The organism is Enterococcus sp. AZ163 (assembly GCF_050498925.1).
GTDB classification, from domain to species: domain Bacteria; phylum Bacillota; class Bacilli; order Lactobacillales; family Enterococcaceae; genus Enterococcus_A; species Enterococcus_A ferrettii.
In genome coordinates, this window is record NZ_JBIPAO010000001.1 from 2,068,079 (window position 1) to 2,090,924 (window position 22,846).

The following is a 22,846-nucleotide window of genomic DNA, read 5'->3' on the forward strand; positions in this document are numbered from 1 at the left end:
TAAATTACGAGAACATAAAAAAGTATTGAAGACAGTGGCAGTAATCGTAGGCATCATTTTGCTGATTATGGGTTCTAATCTATTTTTACAATTAGCCCAAAATGGTTTTTCTTTTGATCTGGCTTTTAAATTTGCTTTTTCTTGGCATACTGAAAAATTTTTCTTAGGCTGTCTAGTATTGTTGATTTTATACATGTTTCTAACTAGTGTAATGGGATCTTTTCTATTTGGCAGTTTGTTCTATACTTTTCTGATTCTTGGAATAGGAATTGCTGATTTTCTAAAAATGAAATACCGTACAGAACCCATCTATCCAGATGATTTAAAAATGATTAAGGAATTTGGCATGATTCGGGATATTATCGGTTGGCCATTGTTTCTTGGGTTTATTTTATTGCTTCTATTGGGAATTGCGATTACTGGTTTTAGCATTTATAGAAGTCGAAAACTGTCAAAGAAAAAGCAGCTCATTCGGTTGGCAGCGCTAGTCATCAGCAGCTTCGGACTGATGTATGTCAGTCATTTTAATAACCCAAATAACTTGCTTCGCAAAGCCTACAATAAGACAGCGCTGTGGATCCCTTATAGTCAAGAAATGAATTATTATAATACCGGCTTTATGGGGGGCTTTTTGTACAATTTGCGAGTGGAGCCAATGGATGAGCCAGAAGGCTATTCCCAAGCAGCCATTAAGAAGATCACGGAAAAATATACTTCAGAAGTACCAAAAGAAGAATCTGCTGAAACACCGAATATTGTTTATATCATGAACGAAAGCTTTTCAGATCCTAGCCATTTGAAAGGGATTCGAATTAATGGTGGAGATCCTTTGGCTGATTATCGTACAATAGCAAATAATACTTATAGTGGTCAGATGCTTTCCCAAAACTATGGTGGAGGAACAGCCAATATTGAATTTGAAGCTCTTACCAGTTTCTCGATGGAACTGTTTAATCCGCAAATGACAACGCCGTATACGATGCTAGTGCCTAAAATGGATCAATTGCCTTCCTTGGTTTCGCTGTTAAAAGAACGCAATTATGAAACAACAGCGATTCATCCCTACAATACTTCAATGTATAAGCGAAAAGATGTCTATGAAGTTATGGGCTTTGATCAGTTTTTAGATGAAGACACCATGAAGCATACAGAAACGCAGGAAAACAATCCATATATTTCTGACGCGTCAGCATATGAAGAAATCTGGGATCTGCTGGCTAAAGATGATCCGCAGTTCATCCATCTAGTAACCATGCAGACTCATTTGCCTTACAATGGAAAATACAGTAAAACTGATTTTCAGGCCTATGGCAATAATACATCGTCTGTTAACAATTATTTGCAAGATATTTATTATGCCAGTAAATCCTTACGGAACTTTCTGGAAAAACTAGATAGTTTAGATCAACGAACACTGGTAGTATTCTGGGGAGACCATCTACCTGGAATTTACAGTGATGAAATCCAACAAGCAAACGCTGGACATGCTTTGCATGAAACGGAGTTTTTCCTGTATGACAATCACCATCAATTGAAAAACCAAGATCAAAAGAATGTTATTACCAGTCCCTTTTACTTTACGCCAGATTTGCTTCGTCAAGCAGGTGTTCAGACAACTGGGTTTCACCAATTGCTGCTAGCTTTACAGGAGGAAATTCCAGCTTTTGAGAAAGGCATGTATTATCAAAATGGCCAATGGGGAGAAAGCGTTCGGTTAAATAAAAAACAGGAAACTATCTATCAGGATTATCAAATGATCCAATACGATATTACGACCGGCAAACAGTATAGTCTGCAGGAAAATTTTTTTGAGGAGTAAATATGAGTTTTAAGAAAAAAGATAATCAACATTACTATAATCCAATGCGTCGGGCGATCCTGAATCATCAAATGATTGAGGCTGGTGACAAGGTAGCTGTCGGTATGAGCGGCGGCAAGGATAGTACCTCTTTGTTTTATTTATTGGATCAAATTCGTCGTCAAGGTCGGCTGGACTTTGACTTCGAATTGGTTCCAATTTGTTTGGATATGGGATTTGAGGGGTGCGACATTTCTCCTTTAAAAGAATTTGTAGAAAAATTGGGCTATCAGTTAGAGATTGTTCCCACCAATATTGCTAAGGTAGTTTTCGATATCAGGCAAGAACGCTCGCCATGTTCTTTGTGTGCCAAATTACGTCGAGGTATTCTTTATAATCGTGCCAAGGAGCTAGGTTGCAAAAAAGTAGCTTTAGGCCACCATTTGGACGATGCCATTGAAACGTATTTCATGAATTTTCTTTTTCATGGTCGGTTGAACAGCTTTGAGCCAAAAAGCTATCTAACTAAAACGGGTGTGACTTTAATTCGTCCGTTGATTTATATTGAAGAAAAGCAGATTATACGTTTTGTTACGCGGGAAGAATTACCAGTTGTGTTCAATCCTTGTCCAGTAGATAAACAAACGAAACGGGAAGAAATGAAACACTTAGTTACAACACTTTCTCAAGACTATCGTGACATCCGTGAAAAGTTTATTATGGGAATGGAACAGGGAACGGAACAAGATTTTTGGACAAAAAGTTTGGATGAAAGCCTTTTATCTTAAAAGAATCCTTTGCGACCGATTGAATTCTAGTATTTCCTCATGGTATAATTCTTCTTGTATTATTCATGAGGGAGTAACTAGCAGCTGAAGCTGTGGCAACGCCACCAGCAAGAAAGAAATTTCTGGTGTTGTCTTAAATAGTGAGACTTATGTATGTTCTTTAAGCATACACAAGTCTATTTTTTTTCCTTTTTCTTAGGAAGTAGAGTAGACTTGGTGGTGCAGAATAACAAAGGAGGAAGAACATGTCAGAGGAGAAAAAGCAACAATTATCGCATTCTTTTTATGCTGAAGAAACTGAAACAGTTTTAGAAAAGATGCAGTCAACACAGGAAGGTCTGTCTTCAAGTGAGGCGCAAAAAAGAATCAATGAATTTGGCCCCAATGAACTAGATGAAGGTGAAAAAAAGAGCATGATTGCTCGCTTCTTCGAACAGTTTAAAGACATGATGATTATTGTGTTGATATTCGCGGCGATTATTTCAGCCGTGGTTTCCCATGAAGTCGTGGATTCAATCATTATTTTAGCAGTTGTCATTATTAATGCGGTTATGGGTGTGCTGCAAGAATCTAAGGCTGAACAAGCGATTGAAGCATTGCGGGAAATGTCTACTCCTAATGCCAATGTGTTGCGAGATAATCATGTAAAATCAATTAAATCAACAGAATTAGTACCTGGCGACATCGTAATGCTGGAGGCTGGTGATGTAGTTCCTGCTGATTTGCGTTTATTAGAAGCTGCTTCATTAAAGATTGAGGAAGCAGCGTTGACTGGGGAATCTGTTCCAGTGGAAAAAGAAATGGTTGTCATTGATGAGCAGGATGTAGGTATTGGTGACCGAGTAAACATGGCTTTTTCGAATAGTAATGTTACTTATGGACGAGGTCGGGGCGTTGTCGTTAGCACCGGTATGAGTACTGAGGTTGGTAAGATTGCTGGGATGCTTGCTCAAGCAGATGAAACTGAAACACCATTGAAAAACAATCTGAATCAGCTGGGTAAATTCTTGACGATTGCAATTATTGTAATTGCTGCAATTATGTTTGTAGTTGGTATTGCAATTAACGGAACTTCTTGGGATGAAATGTTCTTAACATCGATTTCTCTAGCTGTAGCGGCTATACCAGAAGGCTTGCCAGCGATTGTAACAATTATTCTGGCTTTAGGTACTCAAGTTATGGCGAAGCGTAATTCTGTCATCCGTAAATTACCAGCAGTTGAAACACTGGGTTCTACGGATATCATTGCTTCAGATAAAACGGGAACCCTGACATTAAACCAAATGACGGTTGAAAAGCTTTACGTGAACAATCAGCAAATTGGTGCCAAAGAAGAGATACCAAATGATTTAATGGCAGTAAAAGTCATGAACTTTGCCAATGATACAAAATTCAGTCAAGAAGGCGGCTTGATTGGTGATCCAACAGAAACGGCTTTAGTACAATTTGGACTTGATAAAGGCTTTGATGTACGTCAGGAAGTACAAAAAGAGACCCGGGTGGCTGAACTGCCTTTTGATTCAGATCGCAAGCTTATGAGTACTATCCATGAACAAGCTGACGGTAAATACTTGGTGGCAGTTAAGGGTGCACCAGATGTTTTATTGAACCGTACAAATAAAGTTTTATTAGATGACACTGTTGTTCCGATGACTGACAAAGAAAAAAGTGATATTTTAGCTAATAATACCGATATGGCACAACAAGCTCTACGTGTTTTAGGAATGGCCTATAAAATAGTAGATGCGATTCCAGCAGAAATGGAATCAGAAATTGTTGAGAATGATCTGATTTTTGCCGGACTTGTGGGAATGATTGATCCTGAACGGGCAGAAGCAGCTGAAGCAGTACGTGTAGCCAAAGAAGCGGGCGTTCGTCCAATTATGATTACTGGAGATCATAAAGACACGGCAGAAGCAATTGCGGTTCGTTTAGGTATCGTTGATAAAGGAGACGATGATGCAGTATTAACCGGCGCTCAGCTTAACGAGATGAGTGACGAGGAATTTGCTCAAAAAGTTTCTGAGTACTCTGTATACGCTCGTGTTTCTCCTGAACATAAAGTATGTATTGTAAAGGCTTGGCAAAAAGAAGGTAAAGTTGTTGCCATGACAGGTGACGGAGTGAATGATGCTCCTGCTTTGAAGCAAGCAGATATTGGTATTGGAATGGGTATCACAGGTACTGAAGTATCTAAGGGTGCTTCTGATATGGTATTAGCTGATGACAACTTTGCGACAATTGTTGTTGCTGTTGAAGAAGGTCGTAAGGTCTTTTCTAATATCCAAAAATCAGTTCAATATCTATTAGCTGCTAACTTAGGTGAAGTGCTGACACTATTCTTAGCTACATTATTTGGCTGGGATACTTTATTGCCAATTCACTTATTATGGATCAACTTAGTAACAGATACTTTCCCAGCGATTGCTCTAGGCATGGAGCCTGCTGAGAAAGATTTAATGTCCCATAAACCGCGTGGTCGAAACTCTAATCTTTTCTCAGGCGGTGTATTATCTAGTATTATCTACCAAGGTATTCTAGAGGGAGCTACAGTGTTGTTTGTTTATTGGTCAGCCATTCAATGGCCTGTTCATAGCACGTACGATGCGATTCATTCAGATGCCTTAACGATGGCTTTTGCTACTTTAGGTTTAATGCAGTTGTTCCATGCTTTTAACGTAAAATCAGTTCATCAATCGATTTTCAAGGTGGGACCGTTCCGCAATCGTACGTTCAACTGGGCGATTTTGCTGTCCTTTGCTTTAATGATGGTAATCATCATTGTTCCTGGATTAAATGATGTATTCCGGGTAGCCCATCTCGATTTATATCAATGGGGAATTGTTTTAGGCGCATCCTTTGCGATTATTCCAATTGTAGAAATTGTGAAGTTCTTTCAACGCAAAGCGATGAATTAAGGTATAATAGTTAATAGAAAGCTGTCGCTTCTGCGGCAGCTTTTTCAAAGAATTCATTTGTAAGAGGAGAGATAGTATGCGTCCGAACGTAGGATTTTATGCACGTGAAATCAACGAAATCATAAAAAATACTGAAGAGATGGGTGAAAAGCTTCATCCAAACTATGAAAAAATTCGTAAGGCAATTGATCAGAAAAAAGAACTTGATCCTAAGAAAGTTTCTGAAATTCATGAACTATTTTTGGAAGGGACTGAATTTTATCAATTGAACCTTAAAAAAATTCAATTGTTGAAGCCACCTGCAAAAGTAATGGGAAATCACAAAAGTTTTGAAAAAGCCTATGTAGATTATGTAGCAGGCTGTAAAGAAATGACAGATAGTTTAGTGCCTGAAATCAACGTTAAGGCCTTTAATGCTGCCGAGCAGAAGCAGGATTTTGCGACAGATACGATCTATAAAACGATCCAAAAAATTACGAACCTTTTACTAAAATAAGAAAAATGGGTAATAAAACGAGTGTTTTCTAATTTTAATATAACTACATTTTAAATACAGAAGAGGCTGTTTAGGTTATATTATATTCATAACCTAAACAACCTTTTCTTTTCATTACGTAAGTATTTTCTCCTTAAAATATTTACTCCTTTTCCACCGATCCCCAGTCGGTGGTTTTTTTTGTGTTTGAAAAAAAGCCATGGAAACTGATCAATCAATTTTCCACGGCTTTTTCATTAGTTTTCTATATTGCGTACGTAGTTTTCAAAGTAATCATTTAAATCGTTTTTTAGCTTTTGGTAATCTTCTTCGGAATATTCTTTGTCTTCGACTTTTCCAGTGAATCGTGGGATCTTCAAGTCTTTACTAAGACGTTCCAAAACTTCTTCTTTAGTCATCATTTAAACTCCATTCTAGTCAAAGTAGACACAAACACATTCGGGAGCATAGATATCCTTTTGCAGCAATTCTAAAAGTCCTGTTTCTGGATCACGGCGATATAGAGTCAGATTGTCAGTATTTTGATTACCACAGACAAGATATTGATTTTCTTGATCTAAATTAAAATCACGAGGTCCGTCACCTTCAGTAGAAATGAATTGAATAGCTTCCAGTGTTTGACCATCTTCGGAGATACTGTAAACCGCAATAGAATTATGCCCTCGATTTGAAGCGTACAAGAACTTTCCATCGTTTGAAATGCGAATAGCTGCACCAGCACTTTCGCCATAAAAGCCTTCAGGCAAGGTAGAAAGTGTTTGAAGAGCCTTAAAACTACCGTCTCCACGATTATAAGCTAGAACAGTAACCGTATTATCCAGTTCACCAAAAAGATAAGCTAAATCCTTCTCAGGATGAAAAACAATGTGGCGCGGGCCGCTGCCAGTTTGGCTAATATAAGTAGATAGTTCAGTTAATTGACCTTCTTGATCAACGTCATAGGTATAAACGCGATCAGTACCTAGGTCACATACTACTAAACGTTTATCTGGTGTTAAATCAGTATAATGAACATGAGCTGTATTTTGGTTTTTATGAGGACCGGTTTCTTCATCGTGGAAAACAGAAGCAGCTGCAGTCAGAGAACCATCTTTTTCAATACGATAAACGTTAACCTCTCCTTTATGATAATTGGCTCCGTAAAGTAATTGACGATCTTCGTCTACCCCGACATAACATAACGGTGCACCGTCTTCAGTTACAGCATTTAGGAAGTTAATTTGCTTGTCATAGCTGGAGGCTCCACCCTTTTCGTCTCTGGTCGTTACGGAATAGAGATTACCTGCTTGGCTCTTTGTTAGATAAGTAGGACTGACTTCTTCGGTTACGAGTTTTAAATTATCTAGCGTTTCCTTTTGCGTATCCAGCTGAATTTGATAAATGCCTTCGCTTTTATTTCGAGTATAAGTTCCTAAAAGAATTGTTTTAATCATAGTGTCCTCCTTTATTTGATGTCTATATTTTACCAGTATGTAAGGGACTTGGATAGCTACAAGTTTATGATATAATTAAAAAAGAAACTAGAAAAGAGCGTGAATGATGACAAAAACAGAGATTATTCAAATTGGAGAACAAGCAATCAATGAAGAACCCCTTCTGATTCTTTTTGGGGAATCCGTTACACCTGAACTGGCGATCCATTCGATCGTTCAGCGTAAGGAAGAAGGCCAATCCATTGATTTAAACGTTGGCAGTGAAATTCGCTTTGGGGATCAAGTATACCATGTAACAGCACTTGGACATTTAGCCAATCAAAACTTAAACGAAATTGGTCATGCGACTTTATTCTTTAAGAAAAGTGAGAACGAAAGTGCGAATGGTATATATTTGGAACCAGAAGTTTTACCAAATATTGAAGCAGGAATGGAAATTAGCTTCTTGTAGGAGTGAATAGTTTGGATAAAAAGAAATTTTCAGAAAAAACTTCTTGGTTTTGGAAGTGGTTTTTAAATAATCAAGTAGTAGTCGGCTTGGTTGTTGTCTTGCTCTTACTTTTGATTTTGCTGGTGTTTACCAAAGTTTCCTACTTATTTGAACCCGTCGGACAGTTTTTTGCTATTGTGGGATTGCCGATGGTGTTAGCGGGGATTCTTTTTTATTTGATGAATCCAGTTGTGAACTATTTAGAAAAAAAGGGTATAAAAAGACAATACGGTATTATCCTGCTGTTCATTTTTGTTCTACTCTTGTTGATCTGGGGAATTGTGGTAATTGTGCCTGAGATTAGAGAGCAGATCCAATCTCTGGTTAAAAGTTTCCCTGGCTACATTAATACAATTGGTGAAAAGGCGGATCAGCTTTTCAAAGATCCTTCTTTCCGCTCAGTTCAGGATTACATTGAGAATAGTGCACAAAAGATATTAGAGTCAATTACTGACTTGACTCAAAGTCTTTCCCGGGTTACTTTGCAGGGATTAGGCAGCGTAGTATCTGTAGTAACTAACATCGTAATTGCCTTGTTTACAGCACCGATCATTTTGTTCTTTTTATTAAAAGACGGCAAGCGTTTGGGACCTTATTTGGTTTCCTTTCTGCCTAACAGAATGCGCCGTCCGACGTATCATGTACTGAGCGAAATGAATCAACAGTTGGCTTCTTATATTCGTGGACAGCTGACAGTTGCTTTTGCAGTAGCAGTAATGTTTATGATCGGGTTTTCTATCGTTGGATTGAATTATGGCATTCTATTAGGGGTGTTAGCAGGTTTTCTAAATCTGATTCCTTATTTAGGATCGTTCTTGGCTATGGTTCCTGTTATATTCATTGCCATTGTTACCGGACCAGTTATGCTGGTAAAAGTAATTATTGTATTTGCGATTGAACAGACAATTGAAGGTAGAATCGTTTCGCCTTTAGTTTTGGGGAGTCAGTTGGAAATTCATCCGGTAACGATTATGTTTGTCTTGCTAACAGCTGGGAAGATTTTTGGATTGGCAGGGATTATTTTAGGGATTCCGTTTTATGCAGTAGCTAAAGTTATTGCGACACATGTTTTTGAATGGTATAAGAGTGTTTCAACGCTATACAAAGATGAAGAAGCGGTAGAAGAACCTGCTGATTCTTAAGAAAAAAGGTCACTAGAGCCACTCCTAAGAGTTGGTTCTAATGACCTTTTTTATTTCAACCAGCCTTCAGCTGAGAATTATTAAAAGTTTTTAGCAATTTCAACGGCTTTTTCTTTTGCTGCATCAACTATAGCAGTCCGTTGATTAGGATCATAATCTGCTCCTTCGATATAAACAGATGAGAAATCAGTAATTCCAACAAATTTCAGCATTTCTCTTACATACATTGCTGAAAAATCTTTCCCATCATAAACACCGCCACTTGATTGGATATGCATTGCCTTTTTACCTTCTGTTAATCCAACAGGGCCTTCAACTGTATATTTAAAGGTTTTGCCTGCTACATTGACAGTATCAAACCATGCTTTTAAACGAGTTGGAATATTCAAGTTCCATAATGCGTTAGCAATAACAATTTTGTCGCTAGCTAGAAATTGTTCAGTAAAATCATTGAATAAACGAACCTTTTCTTGTTGATCAGAACTTAAATCAGTGAATTCCTTGCCTTGACTCAATTCCTTCCAGGCTATTAATAAATCTTGATCGATTTCTGGTAAATTTACTTGGAATAAATCAACAATCTCAACAACGTCCTCCGGATGTTTTGATTGATAAGTTGAAATAAATGCATCTAACACAGTAAGTGTTTGTGAATCATCGTTTGTGAGCGGGTGCGCTTTCACAACTAATACTTTTGCCATTAATATACTCCCTTTCTTTCAGTGTATCTTAATACTATCGGAAAACTTCAAAATTCTCAATTTATTTGCTTACAAAAAGTACTAATAAAATGTAATACACCTGAAATATCTTATAGAACAGATATTTCAGGTGTATTAGTGTTTTTTTAACTTGCTAGATAGTGACAAAAAGCAGTTGCTCCACCAATAACATTGACCACATGATAGCCTCTTTTTTCCAAGAAGCTGGTCATAGTATCTGAATCATCACCAAATTGGCTGAACAGATAATAAGTTTTTGCTTTATCCAATTCAGTAAATTGATTTACTAATTGTGTTAAAGGAATCCTTTCAACCCGAGTAAAACTTGTTAAATCCGTTGTATCATAAATAGTTGGATCTCTGAGATCAAGGATATGGACGTTCTGCTTATTTGCGAGTGCTAAAAATTCTTGGATCGTAATTGAGTGATTCATATTAACACCTCTACTTTATTTAATATAATTTCCGATAGTAATATAGATATCATGTGAAAACAAGTACTATTAGAAACTTCTTTAAATAGAATAAGCATCTTTAAATAAAGATTCACAATTTCGACAAATATGACAGTTAAAACGAAAAAATGATACAAAAAAAGAACCAGAAAGACTCTGGTTCTAAATACTCATGACAGTTCTGATTGGTTAATCGTCCAACGAGAGAAAGGTGTACCTGGCAAAATCAGCAAAACAAACATGATAATTGGTCCCAAAATAGGAATGATATAAAGCAAAATCCACCAGTTGCTTTTGTTAGTGTCATGCAACCTTCTTGCACGGACAGTAAAGTTTGCTAACCAAATTAGAAACGAAAGAACTAAAAAGATCAATACACGGATATTTAATTCTTTGACTGATTCGGTTGTAAAATCATAATATCTTGTCAGGTTGGTTAACCAGCTATACAAGAATAAAACTAAATAGTTGGCTAGTTGTGGCCACCAGTATTGGCTTCGTGTAGCACGGGCGTTCATAACAGTAATGTTTTTCCAATATTCTTTGTAGGCTTGAATCATCGTTCTCACTCCTCATCATTAGTCTCTCTTTAAACAAAAAATTAGTCAAATGATTGGCTTATAATACGGAAATCTGGAAATGACTCTAATATTTAGATACAAACGTTAAATGGTTTTTATTCATCTAATGTGCTTTATGACTTTTTCAATGATTTTGTTCAAGAGCCAATGAGTAAAAAGGTTTTGCGCGAATCAGTAAGATAGTCATTTTTTTAAGGGCACGACTTGATTGATCATAGAAGGGGAGCAACTTTTGAGTAATCCTCCTTTTTGAGAGGCTATCACTTGCGGTATTTACGTGCTATAGGTAAAATTAATATGAATATGGAGGGATTAATAAAATGGGGAAATTCAATTTGGGTGATCTGGCACTTAAAACCATTGCGGTTAGAGTGAAAGATCGTGATTTGATGATTCATTTTTACCGGGATATTATAGGATTTCATTTATTGCGGGAAGAAAATGAATTAGCAATTTTAGGCTATAAGGAGCCAATGACAGAATTACTTTGGTTAGAAGAAAGTCCACGAGCAAATGATCATAAAGGTGAAATAAAAAAAATGCAGCGCTTTTCATTGGCAGTGCCCAATGAAGAAGAGTTGGCCAATGTGGTGTATCGTGCAAGAAAAAATGATTACCTGATTAATGACGCTTTAAAGACAGAAAAAGAAAAAGGTATTCTATTAACAGATCCAGAAGGAAATGAGATCGAAGTTTTTTATGCGCCAGATGAAAAAAGCTCAACTGAGCAAGCAAATAGTTTCAATTTGGACGCATTAGCAGCAAAATCGACAGAAAAAGAAAAGATTCATCAATCTTATTTTGGTCGTGTCCATTTAAACGTAAGCGATTTAGGAAAAGAAGAAGCTTTTTTATCTGACATTTTAGGGTTAAAGGTTCAGGAAGAAGCTGGGCATTTAAGAGTATTAGATCGTGGAGATTTTCATGTTGGCTTAACGCAAGCCAGTGGTGGGACGATTGATGAACCTACAGACAAAGTCTTGGGCTTAGATTTCTTGCAATTTATCATTACGGAAGATGATCTGCTAGCGCTTGTAGAACATTTAAATGAAAATGACAAAGAATTCTTTGTGGACCAGAAACAATCATTGATTACCATTTACGACTCAGTTGGCATCGAATGGTGGTTCGTTTTAAAATAGTAAGTTTGCCGCGTGGAAACGCGGTTTTTTTGATAGGAGAAAGCAATGTATCCTGAGACAACCAAAAAAATTAAAGAAAAAATGAAGTTAAAAGCATTCCCCGGGGCCGTTTATTCCTTTATTGAGGGGGAAGAGAGCAGCACCTCGACAATCGGATTGGCTCAAATTGAGCCTGTTTGTCGGCCGATGAAAGAAAATGCGGTGTTTGATGTAGCCTCATTAACCAAGGTTATCTGTACAACGACTATGATGTTAAAGTTATGGGAGCAAGGGGAATTTGAATGGGATCAAACACTGCAGTCTTTACTACCGTCTTTTCAAGATCCGCACATTACATTGAGACATTTGTTAACCCATACCTCAGACATTCAAACGTATATTCCCAACCGTGATCAATTGAATGCTCAAGAATTACGGGTTTCTTACCTGACTTTACGATCTGGAGAAAACCTTGGGAAGCAAGTAAAATATACGGATGCTGGGACAATTCTTTTAGGATTTCTCTTGGAGCACTTGTATCAAGAAAATGTAGTGGACATTTTTCAAAAAGAAATATTGAAACCACTGGCTATGGAGAACAGCTATTTCTTACCTGAAGTCATCGATGATCGATTTGTACCCACTGAAAAAATTGCTGCCGATAAAATACTTCAAGGTGTAACCCACGATCCTAAGGCTAGGGTTTTGGCAGAGCATGCTGGAAATGCGGGTTTGTTCACTAATATGGAAGATTTGAAGAAATTTACCCAAATGTATTTGAATTTTGGCAGTGTTAACGGTAAGATTTACTTGCACGAAAGTACCATCACTTTTTTATTGTCTGACCGAACTCCATCAGGTAAAAAAGAGCGAAGTATTGGTTGGGATTTAAAAGCTAGTCCTTTGGATCAGCAGCCGCTACTTTTTCATACAGGCTATACGGGGACATTTATGTTGATTGATCCGTTGAAGCAATCTGCTTTTCTCTTTTTATCTAATCGGGTACATCCGCAAGACTATCGAAGTGAATACTTACGTCATCGAGATGATATATTAGCAACTTATTTAGCAGAACGTGCAGGACTATACCAAAAATAGAGGAGTAATTGATGTGGAACCATTATTTTTAAAACCTGTGTTTCAAGAAAAAATTTGGGGAGGCAATCAGCTTCATACGGTTTTCGGTTTTGATTTACCGAACAACAGTATTGGTGAGGATTGGGCAATTAGTGGCCATCCCCATGGAGTAAGTGTTGTAGAAAACGGCCCGTATGAAGGTTGGAAATTAGATAAACTGTGGGCAGAACACCGTGAGTTGTTCGGGAATTCTTCGGGAGAGGTATTTCCTTTGTTGACTAAAATTTTGGATGCTGAAGATGATTTGTCTGTACAGGTTCATCCTGATGATGCTTATGGATTAAAGCATGAGGGTGAATTAGGGAAAACTGAATGTTGGTACATTATTGATGCTAAACCAGGTGCTGAAATTGTGTATGGTCATAATGCTAAAACCCGTCAAGAATTAGCTGAATGGATCAAAGAAGGTCAATTTGAACGTTTATTACGTCGGGTACCAGTGAAAAAAGGAGACTTTTTCTACGTGCCTAGTGGAACGATTCATGCGATTGGTCGCGGGATTATGATTCTGGAAACACAACAAAGCTCCGATACTACTTATCGTGTTTATGACTATGATCGAAAGGATGACCATGGTAAAAAGCGTGAATTGCACATTCAACAATCAATTGATGTCACTACAGTTCCCGCAATTAGCCCTGAACTACAAGTTAAAGAGGATAAGCACGGCAATTCTTCGATCATCAATTATTTGGAGACAGAATTCTTCAATGTGTATGAATGGGATGTTGCAGGCCACCTTTCAGTAGCTAAGAAAGGTTTATATACTTTAATGACAGTGGTAGAGGGATATGGCAATTTAATCATTGATGAACAAAGCTATGAGTTACAGCCAGGAACTAGTTGTATCCTTCCATCAGCCATTCAAAAGTGGGCGTTAGAAGGCGAGTTAAAAGTTATCGCTTCTACACCTGGTAAATAGAAAAACAGCTTGATCCGTGAGATTGTGGATCAAGCTGTTTTTTATTCTGAAGGAAGCTCAGGAAGAACTACCGTTTCGCCGTACTTATTTTTTAAAGCAGTATGTAAAAGTCTTACTGCTAAAGCTTTATTACGAGAAAGAATCGGTCCGTGGAAGTAAGTACCATAAACATTTTTGTAAATGACTCCTTCACCTTCATCTTCACCGTTATTCCCTTGACCCTGCACAACTTTGCCTAAAGGGCGTTCACCTTCACCTAAGAACGTTCGGCCATTATGGTTTTCAAAGCCATAGTAGGTTTCATCGAATTCTTCATTATGAATAATAATGTCCCCGATAAAACGATTATTATCCTGACTTAATGTATAATGATCCAGTGCACCTATTCCGTCAATTTTTTCACCATTGGCACCGATATAATAATGGCCGAGTAATTGATATCCTCCACAAACAGCCAAAATAACTCCATCGTTTTCAATATATTCAGTTAGTGCTTCTTTCTTTTCTTGAATGTCTTTAGAGACAATCACTTGTTCATAGTCTTGACCACCACCGATAAAGACTAAATCATATTTTTGAAAGTCAAAGCTTTGATGGATGCTGACAATTTCTGTGGTTAATTCAATACCCATTTGTTTAGCATAATACTGAAGCATCAATAAATTACCATTATCACCATAAGTGTTCAAAAGATTTCCGTATAAATGTGCCATTGTTAATTGATAATTAGCCACGATCCATTCCTCCATCGATATAGCCTTTTTGCGCTAGTTCCTTACGCAATTGTAATACAGCAGTATAAGTAGCTAAAATGTAAACATGTTCTGTTGGAACGGTTTTAATTGCTTCAATTACATCAGAAAGATTTTCCTTTTCTGATAAGCGTTCTGGTGGAATACCTGCAACCTTTAATCGAAGTGCCATATCTTTGTGACGATCGCCACCAGCAATTACTACGGGAATATTCATATTTGCGAAAGCTTCGTGATTACCATCCCAAATCCAACTGACGTCAATGCCATCAGCATAGTTAGCATTTAGTAGAGAAACTAATGAGAACGGATAAGGGGCTAAGCCTATCATATCGATCACCTGATTTAAACCAACCGGATTTTTGACTAAAACTAGCGTACATTTTTTGCCGTTAATTGAAAATTCTTCTTGGCGACCAAAGACTTTTTCATCATAGCCCAAGCCTTGTCTAATCTTTTCGGGAGCAACACTGAAATGTTCTGCTACAGCGGTTGCGGCTAGCGCATTGTAAACATTGTACATTCCGCCAACTTCAATCTTGTATTCCTGATCATCAATGACAAAGCTTGAAGAAGTATTGTCCATATCTAACATCTTAGTTAGTTTGTAGTCTAGCTCGGGACGATGGAAACCGCAGTTAGGACAGAAATATTTTCCTAGATTTGCGTAGGTAATCATTTGATAGCGTAAGATATGTTGGCATCTTGGGCACAATAGTCCATCTGTATTATAATGCGCTTCTTGTTCCTCATCAGGTAAATGATCAAACCCATAATACTTTCTTGGATTTACAGTATCCAGTGAATTAAATATAGGCGAATCACCGTTACAAATAATTGGTGCATTCGGAGATTTTGCGGCTCCTTCAACAATCATTTTGTAGGTAGTATAAATTTCCCCATAACGGTCCATTTGATCACGGAAAATATTTGTGAACAAGAACAATTCAGGTTTAATATATTCGGTTACTTTACTTAAGCTGGCTTCATCAATTTCAAGGACCGCAAATTTCTTAGACCCTTTTTTTCCTTTGGCTTGAAGGAAAGTAGAGACAATTCCTTGAGCCATGTTTGCGCCAGTAGGATTAGTCAATACTTGATCAAATTCTTGTTTTAAAATATTAACTGTTAATGCCGTTGTTAAGGTTTTTCCATTGGTACCAGTCACTACGACAACGCTGTAGTCTTTTGCTAATGTATCTAAAATATGTGGATCCAACTTTAAGGCCAATTGACCTGGATAACTTGAACCGCCTTTAAAAAATGTTTTTAATACCCACTGGGAGGTCTTGCCGGCCGCAATTGCCAGATGACTTCGTAACCCCATTGTACATCCTCCATGTCTTTGAACAAATTTAGTTTATCTTATCATACTTGAAAAAAAAGTTTAAATAGCTTTTCTTATTCTTAACTTTTCTACAAAAAAGGCAGGAGCAAGCTCCTACCCAATAATAATCTTTTCTTCTGGATATTCATACCCTAAGTCACGAGTTTCTTTTGGAACAAATAACAATAAAGTGTACAGCATACCGATCCGTCCAATGAACATCAAGATAGCAATCATAATCTTTCCGGTTGCCGATAAATCATCAGTGATGCCTAAGGAAAGACCTGTCGTTCCGAATGCCGAAGTTACTTCTACAATAATGGAAATTAAGGAGTGTTCTTCTGTGGCTGTCAGAAACAAAATACTGAAAAAGCACATTCCCATGGAAAGCATGAAGACCACCACCGATTTCCGAACATCATTTTGAGGAATTCGTCGATTGAAAATATTGATATCTTCTTCATTTTTCAAGAATGAGTATAGATACAATCCAATAATAGCAATCGTTGTGGTTCGAATTCCGCCGCCGACTGAGCTGGGAGAAGCACCAATAAACATCAACATAGAGAAAATGATTAGGGTAGTGTTCTGAAACTGATTCAAATCGTGAATCTGTAAACCCGCATTTCGGGTAGTCATGGAATAGAAGGCAGAGTTCAACCACTGATCGCCAAAAGAGAGCTGACCAAAGCTGTGATTTTTTTCCAGCAGCCAAATAATGATTGTTCCACCAACAAATAAAATGATAAATGCCAAAAGTGCAATTTTGGAAAACAAACTAAATCGGAAAGGAATCTTTGAGCTTGAACGACGGTGATTAATCCAGCCATGAAAGTCCATCAATACTGGAAAACCAATTCCGCCAATAAAAATAAGGAACATAATGACAATTAAGAATAAATGGTCATTTGCTAACGGGATAATTGAGTATCCTGTAACATCAAATCCAGAATTAGTTACGGCAGAGATGGATTGATAAAATCCATAAAAGATGGCTTCACTAATTTTCGTATAATAGCCCATCATATAAAAATAGACAGAAAAAAGGGTACCAAAAATCAATTCTGTACATAAAATCATGGTCAAGGTAATTTTGATTAACAAAACTACTCCGCTTAAGCGCGGCTGATTCATGTCAGTCATAATCAATTGCCGCTGTTTCAGAGAGATTCTCCGTTTGGAGACAATAAAAAAGAAGGTACTAATCATCATAATACCCAGTCCACCTACGTGGAATAAGACCTCCAGCATGACCACGCCAGCTTCATTAAACACAGAATTAATATCGAAAGTAGTCAGGCCGGTGACTGAGACAGTCGAAATAGCCATAAATACCATATCCAAAAATGGGACATGGGCATCAGGCAACCGAAAAACGGGTAAATAGAAAAGAAGTAAAGACAACAGGGTCATGATCAAATAGTAGAAAACAATAATTTGAATCGATGAGAACCGATTGTCCAATTTGCGTAAACTTCGTTTTAAAAAGTTTAGTCGACGTGAAAAATTCATGGGGACAATTGACTCCTTCTATCAATAATTATCACTAGTATATCATGCTTGCAAATAGAAGAAAGAAGAATTCCTCAGTTCTTAGATGAAGGATCAATTTCTTTACTAAAATGCCAAAAATCACGAAAAATTTCTTCTTCTTTTAGAGAATAAGGAGAGAATAGAAATTATGACTGTAAAAAATACTGCTTTTCAGCTATAATACGATAGGAATGAAGTGAAAGGTGACAAGAGATGGCACAGCTTTTTTTTAAATACGGCGCAATGAACAGTGGGAAGACCATAGAGATTTTAAAGGTTGCTCACAATTATGAAGAACAAAATAAACCGGTTGTATTGATGACCAGTGGATTGGATACACGGGACGGTGTCGGCATGATTGCTAGCCGAATTGGCCTAAAGCGTCCAGCAACTCCGATTTTTACTGAAACCAATGTTTATCAATACATTAAGGAATTGGACTATAAACCTTACTGTATTTTAGTTGATGAATCACAGTTTTTGCAAAAGCACCATGTATTGGAATTTGCTCAAGTTGTTGATGAATTGGGGATACCGGTAATGGCTTTTGGGCTAAAAAATGATTTTCGAAATGAATTGTTCGAAGGCTCGAAGTATTTATTATTGTATGCAGATAAATTAGAAGAATTAAAAACGATTTGCTGGTTCTGTCACAAAAAAGCCACAATGAATTTGCATTTTATTGATGGCAAACCAGTTTACGAAGGTGATCAAGTGCAGATTGGCGGCAATGAGGCTTATTATCCAGTTTGCCGCAATCACTACCTGCACCCGGAAATTAAGGAGGAAGAATAGATGTACGATCAGTTACAGAGCATGGAAGATCGTTATGAGGAGCTTGGGGAATTATTAAGTGATCCTGAGGTTGTTACAGATACCCAACGTTTTATGAAGCTTTCTAAAGAGGAAGCAAGTATTCGTGAAACAGTTGAAACTTACCGTCGCTACAAAAAAGTAATCGAGGGAATCAGCGAAGCAGAAGAACTACTGGGCGAAAACTTAGAAGCCGATATGGCTGAGATGGCAAAAGAAGAACTGTCTGAGCTAAAGAAAGAAAAAGAAGTTTTAGAAGAAGATATTAAAATTTTACTGCTGCCTAAGGATCCAAATGATGACAAAAATATCATCATGGAAATTCGTGGAGCAGCTGGTGGCGATGAAGCAGCCCTTTTCGCTGGTGATTTGTTCAATATGTACCAGCGCTATGCAGAAGCACAAGGCTGGAAAACTGAAGTAATGGATGCCAATGTTACTGGTATCGGTGGTTACAAAGAAGTAATTATGATGATTACCGGGGACAATGTCTTCTCTAAATTGAAATATGAAAGTGGCGCTCACCGTGTACAACGGGTACCTTCAACTGAATCACAAGGACGGATTCATACATCTACAGCGACCGTTGTTGTTATGCCAGAAGCAGAAGAAGTTGAAATTGACATTGCTGAAAAAGACATTCGCACAGATATTTACCACGCTTCTGGTGCCGGTGGACAGCACGTCAATAAGACAGCTTCAGCTGTACGTCTAACCCATATTCCAACAGGCGTAGTTGTAGCAATGCAAGACGAACGCTCACAGCTGAAAAACCGTGAAAAGGCGATGAAAGTCTTGCGTGCGCGGGTATACGATAAAATTTCACAGGAAGCACAATCTGAATATGATGCAAGTCGTAAATCAGCAGTGGGTACTGGAGATCGTTCTGAACGTATCCGGACCTATAATTTTCCACAGAACCGGGTAACGGATCACCGGATTGGCTTGACTATTCAAAAGTTAGACCAAATCTTAACCGGAAAGCTTGATGAAATCATTGATGCATTGATCCTATATGATCAAACGAAGAAACTGGAAGAGATGCAAAATGGTTAAAACCTACGTAGAAGTCCTATCAAGGGCTTCTTCTTTTTTAGAAGAGTCCGGCTTAGAAGGTTATGCTATCGAATATCTTTTCTTGGAGCGTAAAGGCTGGAGCAAAACGCAGTGGCTTTTGCATATGCGAGAAGCAATCTCTGCTGAAGAAGAGATGCTTATTCAGGCGGATACTCGGTTGCTGCTTGACCATGTTCCTGCTCAATATATCTTAGGTTACAGTGATTTTTTAGGCCATCGATTCAAAGTGACCAAGAATACCTTGATTCCCCGACCGGAAACCGAAGAGCTAGTCATGCTATGTCTAGAACGAAATCGGCAGCGAGACAATTTGAAAATAGTAGATATTGGTACTGGAACTGGGGCTATTGCAATTAGTTTGAAGCTGGCAAGACCAGATTGGCAGGTTCGAGCTGTTGATATATCTGAAGAAGCATTAAATACGGCTAAAGAAAATGCGGATCATCTAGGAGCGAATATCGTATATGAGAGAAGTGATGTTCTATCGGCGATAGATGAACCTCAAGACATAATAATCAGTAACCCACCCTATATTGGTCAGTCTGAATGGTCATTGATGGATGAAAGTGTTCGAACCTACGAGCCTAAAAAAGCATTATTTGCTGAGAATGATGGTCTGGCCATCTATCAAAAAATTGCTGAAGAAGCTCCGATAGTTTTAAAACCGGAGGGAATGCTGTTAATGGAAATTGGATTTAAACAAGGACCGGTGGTAAAAGAAATGATGCAAAAGGCTTTTCCAAGTAAGCTGGTTGAGGTAAAAAAAGATTTAGCAAGGAATGATCGGATAGTCGTTGTTTCTTAAAGGAAGATCATGTGGAAAAAAATTTTTTTAAAAGGATAATTCATAAAAAAACACTGATTTACCAAGTAATCGAGCAGCCGAAAAGTTATCAACAGAGTTATACACACTTGACAAAACTCATTTCCACAGTTCGTGGATAGTCATAATAGAACGCTTGATAGAGTAGGAAAAAAGAAAAAGGGAGCTGTGGATAAACTGTGGAAACAAAAATATTTCAATCAGAAGAATTGGACTATGCAGCAAAACTGTTGAAGAACGGGGCATTAGTAGCTTTTCCAACAGAAACGGTCTATGGATTGGGAGCTGATGCGCTTTTGCCGGAATCTGTCAAGCAGGTATTTCAGGTCAAGGGACGTCCCAGTGATAATCCTTTGATTGTTCATGTTGCTGATTTTGAGATGACAAAACCATTTGTGGAAAAGTATCATCCTCTGACCGAAAAAATTGTACAGTATTTTTGGCCAGGTCCATTAACTTTAATTTTTCCAATTAAAAAAAACAGTCTGAGTCCTATAGTAACTGGCGGTTTATCCACAGCTGCCTTTCGAATGCCCGACAATAAAAAAACACTCGAATTGATCCAAAAGACTGAAGCACCACTGGTGGGGCCTAGTGCAAATACCTCTGGTAAACCTAGTCCTACAACTGCAGAGCATGTTTTTCATGACCTAAAAGGGAAAATAGCTGGGATTTTAGATGACGGTGCAACACAAATTGGTGTGGAATCCACCGTATTGGACTTAAGTGGAGAAACCCCAGTCATTTTACGTCCAGGAGCTGTTACCAAAGAAAAATTGGAGAAAGTGCTCCAAACAAAAATATTCCTAGATAAACATCTAGTCAAGGAAAGCGAGACGCCTAAGGCACCGGGCATGAAGTATAAACACTATGCGCCAGATACTCCAGTCTTAATGGTTAAAGACGAAGATTGGGACCAAGCAATTAAATGGGGACAGAAAAATCGAAAAAGAATGGCATTACTGGCAGGACCCTCAATTGCAGCTAAATATCAGGTTGCTGACCGTTATGTATTCATGGATGATACTGTTGAAGCAGCAACTCACGGGTTATATAGTGGGTTGCGGGCGCTAGATGAAGCTGATGGCAGTGATGTGATTTTGGCTCAGGTTTTTACGGAAAACGAATTAGGTGCAGCATATATGAATCGGCTGAAAAAAGCCGCTGCTCAAAATTATTTTGACAAAAATTAGCCAAAACATTCGATTATGTAGTAATCTTTTCGTATACTAGATACAACAATCAGGAAAGGTGAGGATGGATTTGAATTATCAAGCATTAGATCCCGATTTATGGGAAGCCATAGAGAAAGAAACGCAAAGGCAGCAAAACAATTTGGAGCTGATTGCTTCTGAGAACATTGTTTCTGGAGCGGTTCGTGCAGCACAAGGCAGTATTTTAACGAATAAGTATGCAGAAGGTTATCCTGGACGTCGATATTACGGAGGCTGCGAATTTGTTGATATCGTGGAAAATCTAGCGATTGATCGAGCTAAAGAGTTATTTGGAGCAAAATTTGCTAATGTTCAACCACATTCTGGTTCACAGGCGAATCAAGCTGCTTACCTTTCATTGATCGAAGCTGGTGATACTGTTTTGGGAATGGATTTGGCAGCTGGCGGACACTTAACACATGGCTCTCCTGTAAACTTTAGCGGGAAAACTTATCATTTTGTTGCTTATGGCGTCGATCCATCAACTGAAGTTATTGATTATGAAGTTGTGCGTATTTTAGCGCGTAAACATCAGCCTAAACTGATTATTGCAGGTGCAAGTGCTTATAGCCGGACGATTGATTTTGCTCGTTTTCGTGAAATTGCCGACGAGGTAGGAGCAAAATTAATGGTTGATATGGCGCATATTGCTGGTCTAGTAGCTGCTGGATTGCATCCAAGTCCTGTTCCTTATGCTGACGTGGTAACGACGACGACACACAAAACTTTACGCGGTCCAAGAGGCGGATTGATTTTGACCAATGATGAAGATTTGGCTAAAAAAATCAATAGTGCAGTCTTCCCTGGTATTCAAGGTGGACCATTAGAACACGTAATAGCTGCTAAAGCGATTGCTTTGAAAGAAGCTATGTCAGATGATTTCAAAGACTATTCAAAACAAGTTTTGGAAAATATTCAAGCGATGGTGAAGGTCTTTAACCAGGCACCAGAAAGTCGTGTAATTTCTGGTGGCAGTGATAACCATCTAATTTTAGTAGATGTTACTGAGTTTGAAATGACTGGTAAAGAGGCAGAACACTTGCTGGATTCGGTTCATATTACTGTTAATAAAAACTCGATTCCATTCGAAACGAAGAGTCCTTTCCAAACAAGTGGTATTCGTATCGGCACACCGGCCATTACCAGCCGTGGATTCAAAGAAGAGGATGTAAAGAAAATTGCTGAGCTCATTGTTGAAACCTTGCGTTCAAAAGGTGACGAAAGCCGTTTGGATGCAGTAAAAGCAGCTGTTTTGGAGTTAACTGATAAACATCCAATTATTGACTAGCATTATGACTAGTTTT

General features: G+C 38.0%; 22 protein-coding genes. 14 read left to right on the forward strand and 8 right to left on the reverse strand.

Going from position 1 to position 22,846, the window contains the following annotated elements; genetic code table 11:
• The first annotated feature begins 67 nt into the window (after positions 1–67).
• The 4 genes from IGI46_RS09775 (at position 68) to IGI46_RS09790 (ending at position 6,000) form a co-directional block, all read left to right on the forward strand.
• The gene (locus tag IGI46_RS09775; protein WP_429973961.1) at positions 68–1,819 is read left to right on the forward strand and encodes an LTA synthase family protein; all 1,752 of its coding nucleotides are present in this window, start codon (positions 68–70) and stop codon (positions 1,817–1,819) included.
• A gap of 2 nt (positions 1,820–1,821) precedes the next feature.
• On the forward strand, positions 1,822–2,586 hold the full coding sequence (locus tag IGI46_RS09780; RefSeq protein ID WP_429963108.1) for a tRNA 2-thiocytidine biosynthesis TtcA family protein: 765 nt from the start codon (positions 1,822–1,824) through the stop codon (positions 2,584–2,586).
• A gap of 245 nt (positions 2,587–2,831) precedes the next feature.
• Positions 2,832–5,504, forward strand: coding sequence for a cation-translocating P-type ATPase (locus tag IGI46_RS09785; protein WP_429973378.1), 2,673 nt, complete (start codon positions 2,832–2,834; stop codon positions 5,502–5,504).
• 76 nt (positions 5,505–5,580) lie between these two features.
• Positions 5,581–6,000 (forward strand): hypothetical protein, encoded by a 420-nt coding sequence (locus IGI46_RS09790; protein WP_207704362.1) that lies wholly within the window; start codon positions 5,581–5,583, stop codon positions 5,998–6,000.
• A 236-nt stretch (positions 6,001–6,236) separates the two neighbouring features.
• Here the strand turns inward: IGI46_RS09790 and IGI46_RS09795 are convergent, their stop codons facing one another.
• Both IGI46_RS09795 and IGI46_RS09800 read right to left on the reverse strand, forming a co-directional pair.
• Positions 6,237–6,398 carry a hypothetical protein gene (locus IGI46_RS09795; protein ID WP_207704363.1) on the reverse strand — a complete coding sequence of 54 codons (162 nt, stop codon included), beginning with the start codon at positions 6,396–6,398 and terminating at the stop codon, positions 6,237–6,239.
• 15 nt (positions 6,399–6,413) lie between these two features.
• Positions 6,414–7,433, reverse strand: coding sequence for a lactonase family protein (locus IGI46_RS09800; protein ID WP_429963110.1), 1,020 nt, complete (start codon positions 7,431–7,433; stop codon positions 6,414–6,416).
• Positions 7,434–7,539: 106 nt separating this feature from the next.
• On the opposite strand from IGI46_RS09800, the gene IGI46_RS09805 reads away from it, so the two are divergent.
• Entirely contained in the window at positions 7,540–7,884 is a 345-nt protein-coding gene (locus IGI46_RS09805; protein WP_207704365.1) for a PTS glucitol/sorbitol transporter subunit IIA, read from the forward strand.
• Between the two features lie 11 nt (positions 7,885–7,895).
• The gene (locus IGI46_RS09810) at positions 7,896–9,065 is read left to right on the forward strand and encodes an AI-2E family transporter (protein ID WP_429973379.1); all 1,170 of its coding nucleotides are present in this window, start codon (positions 7,896–7,898) and stop codon (positions 9,063–9,065) included.
• Between the two features lie 80 nt (positions 9,066–9,145).
• On the opposite strand, the gene IGI46_RS09815 is transcribed toward IGI46_RS09810, so the two are convergent.
• From IGI46_RS09815 to IGI46_RS09825, 3 genes are all read right to left on the reverse strand, one after another.
• Complete coding sequence (locus tag IGI46_RS09815) at positions 9,146–9,766, reverse strand: FMN-dependent NADH-azoreductase (RefSeq protein WP_207704367.1); 621 nt, start codon at positions 9,764–9,766, stop codon at positions 9,146–9,148.
• Between the two features lie 146 nt (positions 9,767–9,912).
• Entirely contained in the window at positions 9,913–10,221 is a 309-nt protein-coding gene (locus IGI46_RS09820; protein ID WP_429963112.1) for a rhodanese-like domain-containing protein, read from the reverse strand.
• Between the two features lie 191 nt (positions 10,222–10,412).
• Complete coding sequence (locus tag IGI46_RS09825) at positions 10,413–10,802, reverse strand: DUF805 domain-containing protein (RefSeq protein ID WP_207704369.1); 390 nt, start codon at positions 10,800–10,802, stop codon at positions 10,413–10,415.
• Positions 10,803–11,143: 341 nt separating this feature from the next.
• On the opposite strand from IGI46_RS09825, the gene IGI46_RS09830 reads away from it, so the two are divergent.
• Genes IGI46_RS09830 through manA form a run of 3 tightly spaced genes read left to right on the forward strand, consistent with a single transcriptional unit; the run spans position 11,144 to position 14,003 of the window.
• Positions 11,144–11,965 (forward strand): VOC family protein, encoded by an 822-nt coding sequence (locus IGI46_RS09830; protein ID WP_207704370.1) that lies wholly within the window; start codon positions 11,144–11,146, stop codon positions 11,963–11,965.
• A gap of 45 nt (positions 11,966–12,010) precedes the next feature.
• On the forward strand, positions 12,011–13,042 hold the full coding sequence (locus tag IGI46_RS09835) for a serine hydrolase domain-containing protein (protein WP_429963113.1): 1,032 nt from the start codon (positions 12,011–12,013) through the stop codon (positions 13,040–13,042).
• 13 nt (positions 13,043–13,055) lie between these two features.
• A complete protein-coding gene (gene manA / locus IGI46_RS09840) occupies positions 13,056–14,003 on the forward strand; it encodes a mannose-6-phosphate isomerase, class I (protein WP_207704372.1) in 948 nt (315 codons plus the stop codon).
• Between the two features lie 41 nt (positions 14,004–14,044).
• On the opposite strand, the gene IGI46_RS09845 is transcribed toward manA, so the two are convergent.
• The 3 genes from IGI46_RS09845 to IGI46_RS09855 form a co-directional block, all read right to left on the reverse strand.
• Positions 14,045–14,737 (reverse strand): type 1 glutamine amidotransferase, encoded by a 693-nt coding sequence (locus IGI46_RS09845; RefSeq protein ID WP_429963114.1) that lies wholly within the window; start codon positions 14,735–14,737, stop codon positions 14,045–14,047.
• Entirely contained in the window at positions 14,730–16,082 is a 1,353-nt protein-coding gene (locus tag IGI46_RS09850; protein WP_429963115.1) for a MurT ligase domain-containing protein, read from the reverse strand. The genes IGI46_RS09845 and IGI46_RS09850 overlap by 8 nt, the downstream gene beginning before the upstream one ends.
• Before the next feature lie 114 nt (positions 16,083–16,196).
• Positions 16,197–17,594 carry a TrkH family potassium uptake protein gene (locus IGI46_RS09855; protein ID WP_207704375.1) on the reverse strand — a complete coding sequence of 466 codons (1,398 nt, stop codon included), beginning with the start codon at positions 17,592–17,594 and terminating at the stop codon, positions 16,197–16,199.
• 234 nt (positions 17,595–17,828) lie between these two features.
• On the opposite strand from IGI46_RS09855, the gene IGI46_RS09860 reads away from it, so the two are divergent.
• The 5 genes from IGI46_RS09860 (at position 17,829) to glyA (ending at position 22,830) form a co-directional block, all read left to right on the forward strand.
• Positions 17,829–18,410 carry a thymidine kinase gene (locus IGI46_RS09860; protein WP_207704376.1) on the forward strand — a complete coding sequence of 194 codons (582 nt, stop codon included), beginning with the start codon at positions 17,829–17,831 and terminating at the stop codon, positions 18,408–18,410.
• Positions 18,411–19,484, forward strand: a complete 1,074-nt coding sequence (gene prfA / locus IGI46_RS09865) for a peptide chain release factor 1 (protein WP_207704377.1) — start codon at positions 18,411–18,413, stop codon at positions 19,482–19,484. It abuts the gene before it with no gap.
• A complete protein-coding gene (gene prmC, locus IGI46_RS09870; RefSeq protein ID WP_429963116.1) occupies positions 19,477–20,310 on the forward strand; it encodes a peptide chain release factor N(5)-glutamine methyltransferase in 834 nt (277 codons plus the stop codon). The genes prfA and prmC overlap by 8 nt, the downstream gene beginning before the upstream one ends.
• Before the next feature lie 197 nt (positions 20,311–20,507).
• A complete protein-coding gene (locus tag IGI46_RS09875) occupies positions 20,508–21,521 on the forward strand; it encodes an L-threonylcarbamoyladenylate synthase (RefSeq protein WP_429963117.1) in 1,014 nt (337 codons plus the stop codon).
• A 70-nt stretch (positions 21,522–21,591) separates the two neighbouring features.
• Complete coding sequence (gene glyA / locus IGI46_RS09880; protein WP_429964950.1) at positions 21,592–22,830, forward strand: serine hydroxymethyltransferase; 1,239 nt, start codon at positions 21,592–21,594, stop codon at positions 22,828–22,830.
• The last annotated feature ends 16 nt before the right edge of the window (positions 22,831–22,846 follow it).

Excerpts from the sequence above, each read along its gene's own strand:
- IGI46_RS09775 (WP_429973961.1), top strand. The coding sequence starts at position 68 with ATGGGTTCTAATCTATTTTTACAATTAGCCCAAAATGGTTTTTCTTTT.
- IGI46_RS09780 (WP_429963108.1), top strand. The coding sequence starts at position 1,822 with ATGAGTTTTAAGAAAAAAGATAATCAACATTACTATAATCCAATGCGT.
- IGI46_RS09785 (WP_429973378.1), top strand. The coding sequence starts at position 2,832 with ATGTCAGAGGAGAAAAAGCAACAATTATCGCATTCTTTTTATGCTGAA.
- IGI46_RS09790 (WP_207704362.1), top strand. The coding sequence starts at position 5,581 with ATGCGTCCGAACGTAGGATTTTATGCACGTGAAATCAACGAAATCATA.
- IGI46_RS09795 (WP_207704363.1), bottom strand. The coding sequence starts at position 6,398 with ATGACTAAAGAAGAAGTTTTGGAACGTCTTAGTAAAGACTTGAAGATC.
- IGI46_RS09800 (WP_429963110.1), bottom strand. The coding sequence starts at position 7,433 with ATGATTAAAACAATTCTTTTAGGAACTTATACTCGAAATAAAAGCGAA.
- IGI46_RS09805 (WP_207704365.1), top strand. The coding sequence starts at position 7,540 with ATGACAAAAACAGAGATTATTCAAATTGGAGAACAAGCAATCAATGAA.
- IGI46_RS09815 (WP_207704367.1), bottom strand. The coding sequence starts at position 9,766 with ATGGCAAAAGTATTAGTTGTGAAAGCGCACCCGCTCACAAACGATGAT.
- IGI46_RS09820 (WP_429963112.1), bottom strand. The coding sequence starts at position 10,221 with ATGAATCACTCAATTACGATCCAAGAATTTTTAGCACTCGCAAATAAG.
- IGI46_RS09825 (WP_207704369.1), bottom strand. The coding sequence starts at position 10,802 with ATGATTCAAGCCTACAAAGAATATTGGAAAAACATTACTGTTATGAAC.
- IGI46_RS09830 (WP_207704370.1), top strand. The coding sequence starts at position 11,144 with ATGGGGAAATTCAATTTGGGTGATCTGGCACTTAAAACCATTGCGGTT.
- IGI46_RS09835 (WP_429963113.1), top strand. The coding sequence starts at position 12,011 with ATGTATCCTGAGACAACCAAAAAAATTAAAGAAAAAATGAAGTTAAAA.
- IGI46_RS09850 (WP_429963115.1), bottom strand. The coding sequence starts at position 16,082 with ATGGGGTTACGAAGTCATCTGGCAATTGCGGCCGGCAAGACCTCCCAG.
- IGI46_RS09855 (WP_207704375.1), bottom strand. The coding sequence starts at position 17,594 with ATGAATTTTTCACGTCGACTAAACTTTTTAAAACGAAGTTTACGCAAA.
- IGI46_RS09860 (WP_207704376.1), top strand. The coding sequence starts at position 17,829 with ATGGCACAGCTTTTTTTTAAATACGGCGCAATGAACAGTGGGAAGACC.
- prfA (WP_207704377.1), top strand. The coding sequence starts at position 18,411 with ATGTACGATCAGTTACAGAGCATGGAAGATCGTTATGAGGAGCTTGGG.
- prmC (WP_429963116.1), top strand. The coding sequence starts at position 19,477 with ATGGTTAAAACCTACGTAGAAGTCCTATCAAGGGCTTCTTCTTTTTTA.